The 5,035-nt window shown below is 61.5% G+C and carries 2 protein-coding genes and 1 pseudogene; all 3 read left to right on the forward strand.

Translation table 11 applies throughout. The features are described from left to right. Window positions 1-198 precede the first annotated feature (198 nt). Complete coding sequence (locus D6877_RS22415; RefSeq protein ID WP_130912139.1) at window positions 199-2,550, forward strand: hybrid sensor histidine kinase/response regulator; 2,352 nt, start codon at window positions 199-201, stop codon at window positions 2,548-2,550. Between the two features lie 95 nt (window positions 2,551-2,645). Beyond that, a complete protein-coding gene (locus D6877_RS22420; protein WP_130912140.1) occupies window positions 2,646-4,295 on the forward strand; it encodes an acyl-CoA dehydrogenase family protein in 1,650 nt (549 codons plus the stop codon). A 183-nt stretch (window positions 4,296-4,478) separates the two neighbouring features. Further along, window positions 4,479-5,035 (forward strand): annotated as a pseudogene (locus D6877_RS22425) (AMP nucleosidase); the annotation flags it as partial.

The raw sequence follows: 5,035 nt of genomic DNA on the forward strand, positions 1-5,035 counted from the left end.
CCAACAGCTCTATCTCGGTGCTTTGCCCTGGAACGCCCGTTCTAGAGCTGTTGTAGGAAAAATTTCCATGGTGCTCAATGGCCATCAACGGCTATGCTAGGCTGGATCCAAACAATCACAGGTAATACCGGTTTTACGTCTACTCAAAGGGAATGGGGGGCTTCCTGACACAACCGGACGAGCCACGCTGGGGCTTCAATGCGCTATTTGCTGATGTTGCTGTTCTGCTTGCCCCTCATGGCGAGCGCTGTCGAATTCGACGAATTCACCCAGAGCCTGCCGCTGGGCCGATCGCTGCAAGTGTTCGAAGACCCGAGCGGTCAGGCGACGATTGCCGACGTCCGTGCGCAAGACGCCGCCGGCCAGTTCAAAGCTCACGACAAAGCCACGCTCAACGCCGGTTACTCGCGCTCGGCGTTCTGGCTGAAGATCGACCTGCATTACCGCCCGAGCAACCCGGCCGCCCAGCGCACCTGGCTACTGGAACTGGCGTATCCGCCGCTTGATCACCTCGACCTTTACTTGCCCGACGCCAGTGGCGCCTACCGACTGGTGCGCCAGACCGGCGATGCCTTGCCCTTCGCCAGTCGCGAGATCCGCCAGAACAACTACCTGTTCGACCTTCCCTTCAAACCGGATCAACAGCAGACGCTGTACCTGCGATTGGCCAGCGAAGGCTCGATCCAGGCGCCGGTGACGTTGTGGTCGAGCTCCGCGTACCTCGAAGACCAACCGGTGCGCCTGTATGTGCTCGGCATCATTTATGGCGTGCTGCTGGGGATGCTGGTCTACAACCTGTTCATCTACCTGAGCGTGCGCGACACCAGTTACCTCTATTACATCTTCTATATCGGCTCGTTCGGCCTCTATCAGTTGTCGGTGAATGGCGCGGCGGTCGAGTATTTCTGGCCGGACAACCCATGGTGGGCCAACGCCGCGACGCCGTTCTTCATCGGTTGCGCCGGACTGTTCGGCAGCCAGTTCGCCCGCAGTTTCCTGCAGACCAAGACCCATAGTCCCTGGCTGGATCGCTTGCTGATCGGCCTGATTGCCTTCAGTGCACTGGTGATCGGCCTGTCGCTGATGACCAGTTACGCCCTGGCCCTGCGCCTGGCGACCACACTGGCGCTGACCTTCACCGTGGTGATCTTTGCCGCCGGGATTCTTGCCTGGTGGCGCGGCTTGCGCGTGGCCCGTTACTTCATCATTGCCTGGTCGGCATTCCTGCTCGGCGGCATCGTCAATACGCTGATGGTGCTGGGCCTGCTGCCCAACGTATTCCTGACCATGTACGCCAGCCAGATCGGCTCGGCGATCGAGGTGGCGCTGCTGTCGCTGGCGCTGGCCGATCGCATCAACGCCATGCGCGAACAACAGGCGCAGACCTTGTTCGACGCCGGGCAGAAACTCGAAGTGCTCAACCAGCAACTGGCCCACAGCAACAAGCTCAAGGATGAATTCCTCGCCACGCTGACCCACGAATTGCGCACGCCGATGAACGGCGTGATCGGTTCGCTGGAGCTGATGCAGACCGTCGACCTCGATCCCGAGCTAGAGCAATATCAACAGACCGCCGCCGGTTCCGCCCGCGACATGATGCGCATGGTCAATGGCATCCTAACGCTCACTGAGTTGCAGGCCGGCAAGCTCAAGGCGACGCCGGGCAGTTTCAGCCTGCGCGCAGTGGTCGAGGCGTTGCGCGTGCAGTTCGAAGGTAATGCGGCGAGCAAGTCGCTGGACTTCAAGGTCGAGGTGCTCCCGACCCTGCCGGATCGCTTGCTCGGCGACAGCGCGAAACTGGCGCAGTGCCTGGAATGCCTGCTGGACAATGCGATCAAGTTCACCCGCGTCGGCGGCCTGGCGCTGCGCGTTACCGGTCGGCCGTCGGCGGATGAGCGCATGGCGCTGTCGTTCGCGGTGATCGACACCGGTATCGGTTTCACTGATCTGGGCGAGGCGACCCTGTATCAGCGTTTCTTCCAGCTCGACGGTTCGATGACTCGCGAATACGGCGGCCTCGGTGTTGGTCTGGCGATCTGTCGGCAATTGGTCGAATTGCTCGGCGGCAAACTCACCCATCGCTCCGAGCCGGGACGCGGCAGCCGCTTCCAGCTCGATGTTGAATTCGAACTACCGGTGATCGAAGCGCCTGCGGATCAGCCGCCCCGCGATTGCATTCGTGCGCCGCAGGACTGCACGGTGTTGCTGGTGGATGACAACAGCGTCAACCAACTGGTGATGCGTGGCATGTTGCTCAAGCTCGGATTTCGCGTGCGCAGCGCTGATAACGGCGCCGCCGCGCTGGACTGCCTGCAACGGGAAAGTTTCGATGCGGTGCTGATCGATTGCCAGTTGCCCCGCCACGAAGGCGCATCGCTGTGCTGCCAGATCCATGCATTGCCAGGCTGTGCGCACTTACCGGTATTCATGCTAGCGCTGAGCGCTGACCGCGAGCAATGCGCCCCGGGCGCGCCTATCGACTATCTGCACAAACCGGTGAAATTCGAGGATCTGCAGGCTGCCTTGCAGCGCCGCGTGCTCAGTTGCTGATGGGGTAAAAGCGCCGCAAAAACGGCGCCTATGACACTTTGTTCAAAAAAGCACCAGTGCTTAACTGGTGCCATTGCTGAACAAGGAGCGCCGTCATGAACCTGCATCAGTTCGCCGAAACCCACGAAGTCACCAATCAGCCGCCGTCGCTGGACGGCACCAACCTGTACCGCATCGACCTGCCGCTACAGGAGTGGTCGCGGCGTTTTGGCGCCGGTTGGGCCGAGTCGCGCATCGATGCCTATGGCGCACTGGCGGGCGGGCCGTTGATAGAAGCGGGGTTTCTCGCCAACCAGAACAAACCGCTATTTGCCAGCCATGATCGCTACGGCCATCGCATCGATCTGGTCGAGTTTCACCCGGCTTACCACGAGCTGATGCGCACCGCGATCGAACATGGCCTGACCTCGCTGCCTTGGGCACACCCGCAGGACGGCGCGCATGTCGCCCGCGCTTCGATGACCTATCTGCACAGCCAGGCCGAGGCCGGCAGTGGTTGCCCGCTGACCATGACTTTCGCCAGCGTGCCGGCCCTGCGCTTGCAGCCGGAGCTGGCTGAGCAGTGGCTGCCGAAAGTCCTCGCCACCGAATACGATCCGCGCAACGTCGGCATTGCGCACAAGGCCGGCGTGACCATCGGCATGGCGATGACCGAGAAGCAGGGCGGCACCGATGTCCGCGCCAACACCACCAAAGCCTATCCGGTCGGCCCCAGCGGCCCGGGTCAGGCCTATGAACTGGTCGGGCACAAGTGGTTCTGCTCGGCGCCGATGTGCGACGCCTTCCTGACATTGGCGCAAACCGACAAGGGCTTGAGCTGCTTCCTGCTGCCGCGCCATCGCCCGGACGACACGCGCAATCAGTTCTACATCCAGCGTCTGAAAAACAAACTCGGCAACCAGTCCAACGCCTCCAGCGAAGTGGAGTTTCGTGGCGCACTGGCATGGATGATCGGCGAAGAAGGGCGCGGCGTGCCGACCATTATCGAGATGGTGGCGATGACCCGTTTCGATTGCATGGTCGGTTCCAGTTCGCTGATGCGCCAGGCGCTGACCCAGGCCAGCCATCACTGCGCGCACCGCAAGGTCGGCGGCAAATTGCTCAGCGAGCAGCCGCTGATGCAGAACGTACTCGCCGATCTGGCCCTCGAAAGCGAAGCCGCGCTGGCGCTGAGTCTGCGCATGGGCAAGGCGCTGGATCATCTGGATGATCGCCACGAAGCGCAGTTCGCGCGGTTGGTGACGGCGGTGGGCAAATACTGGATCTGCAAACGCGCGCCAGGAATGATCAACGAAGCCGCCGAATGCATGGGCGGTGCTGGATACGTCGAGGACAGCATCCTGCCGCGCCTGTACCGCGAAGCGCCGGTGAACTCGACGTGGGAAGGTTCGGGGAATGTGCAATGTCTGGATGTGCTGCGCGCGTTGTCGAAGGAGCCGGGCGTGCTGGACGTGCTGTTCAGCGAACTCGGCGACGGCCATGGCGACAAGCGTCTGGCTGAGCATATTCAGCGGTTGCAGGGGCAGTTCAAGGACACCAGTGATATTCAATATCGAGCGCGGCAGTTGACCGAAGACATTGCCCTTGGATTGCAGGCCAAGCTTCTGTTGGAGGCGGGGAATTCAGCCGTAAGCGATGCTTTCATTGCCAGCCGTCTGAGCGGTGGCGGTCGCGTCTACGGCGCGTTGCCGCGTGGGCTGGACGTCGAAGCGATCGTCGCCCGCTCGACTCCACAGCTTTTCTGACCCACCTCAAATCTCCCCCTGTGGGAGCGAGCCTGCTCGCGAAAGCGGTGTGTCAGTCGACATCTTTATTGGATGATCCACCGCATTCGCGAGCAGGCTCGCTCCCACAGGGGACATCATTGGTCTGCAGATTTAAGTGTCGCCACAACGCCACTGTTCCCGTGCGTCCACGATGCAGGCAAGATGAAGCTCTGCAAGTCAGAACACAGGAAGCTGATCGTGACCGAAGCGTTTATTGTCGTTCAAACCGCCGAACAAGCCGTGGATCGTCTGGCCGAGCTGCATGAGCGGGCCACCACTGCGCTGAATTCTGCCCTCAAGCGTTACCTCAAGGACCGCGTCGAACCTGACGCCGAACAGCGTGCCCTGTTTCGTTATCCCGAACTGCGTCTGACCTACCACTGTCAGGGCGAAGTGCCGCAGACCACCCGCGCTTACGCCAAGGTGCAGTTGCCCGGTACTTACAGCGTCACCGTCACCCACCCGGCGGCGTTTCGCAAATACCTGCTCGAACAATTGACGCCGTTGATGCATGACTTCACCGTGACCGTCGAAGTCGGCGTCAGCCAGCAGAACATTCCGTATCCGTATGTGGTCGAGCAGGGCGATGAACTGGCCGGTTCCGGCGTCACTGCGGCGGTGCTGGCGCGGGTATTCCCGAGTACCGACCTGTCCGCGGCCACCGATGGCATTGCCGACGGTCTCTACGACTGGGAAAACACCGATCCGCTGCCACTGGC

The sequence above is a fragment of the Pseudomonas sp. Sample_9 genome, assembly GCF_004307535.1.
GTDB lineage: Bacteria > Pseudomonadota > Gammaproteobacteria > Pseudomonadales > Pseudomonadaceae > Aquipseudomonas > Aquipseudomonas mercuritolerans.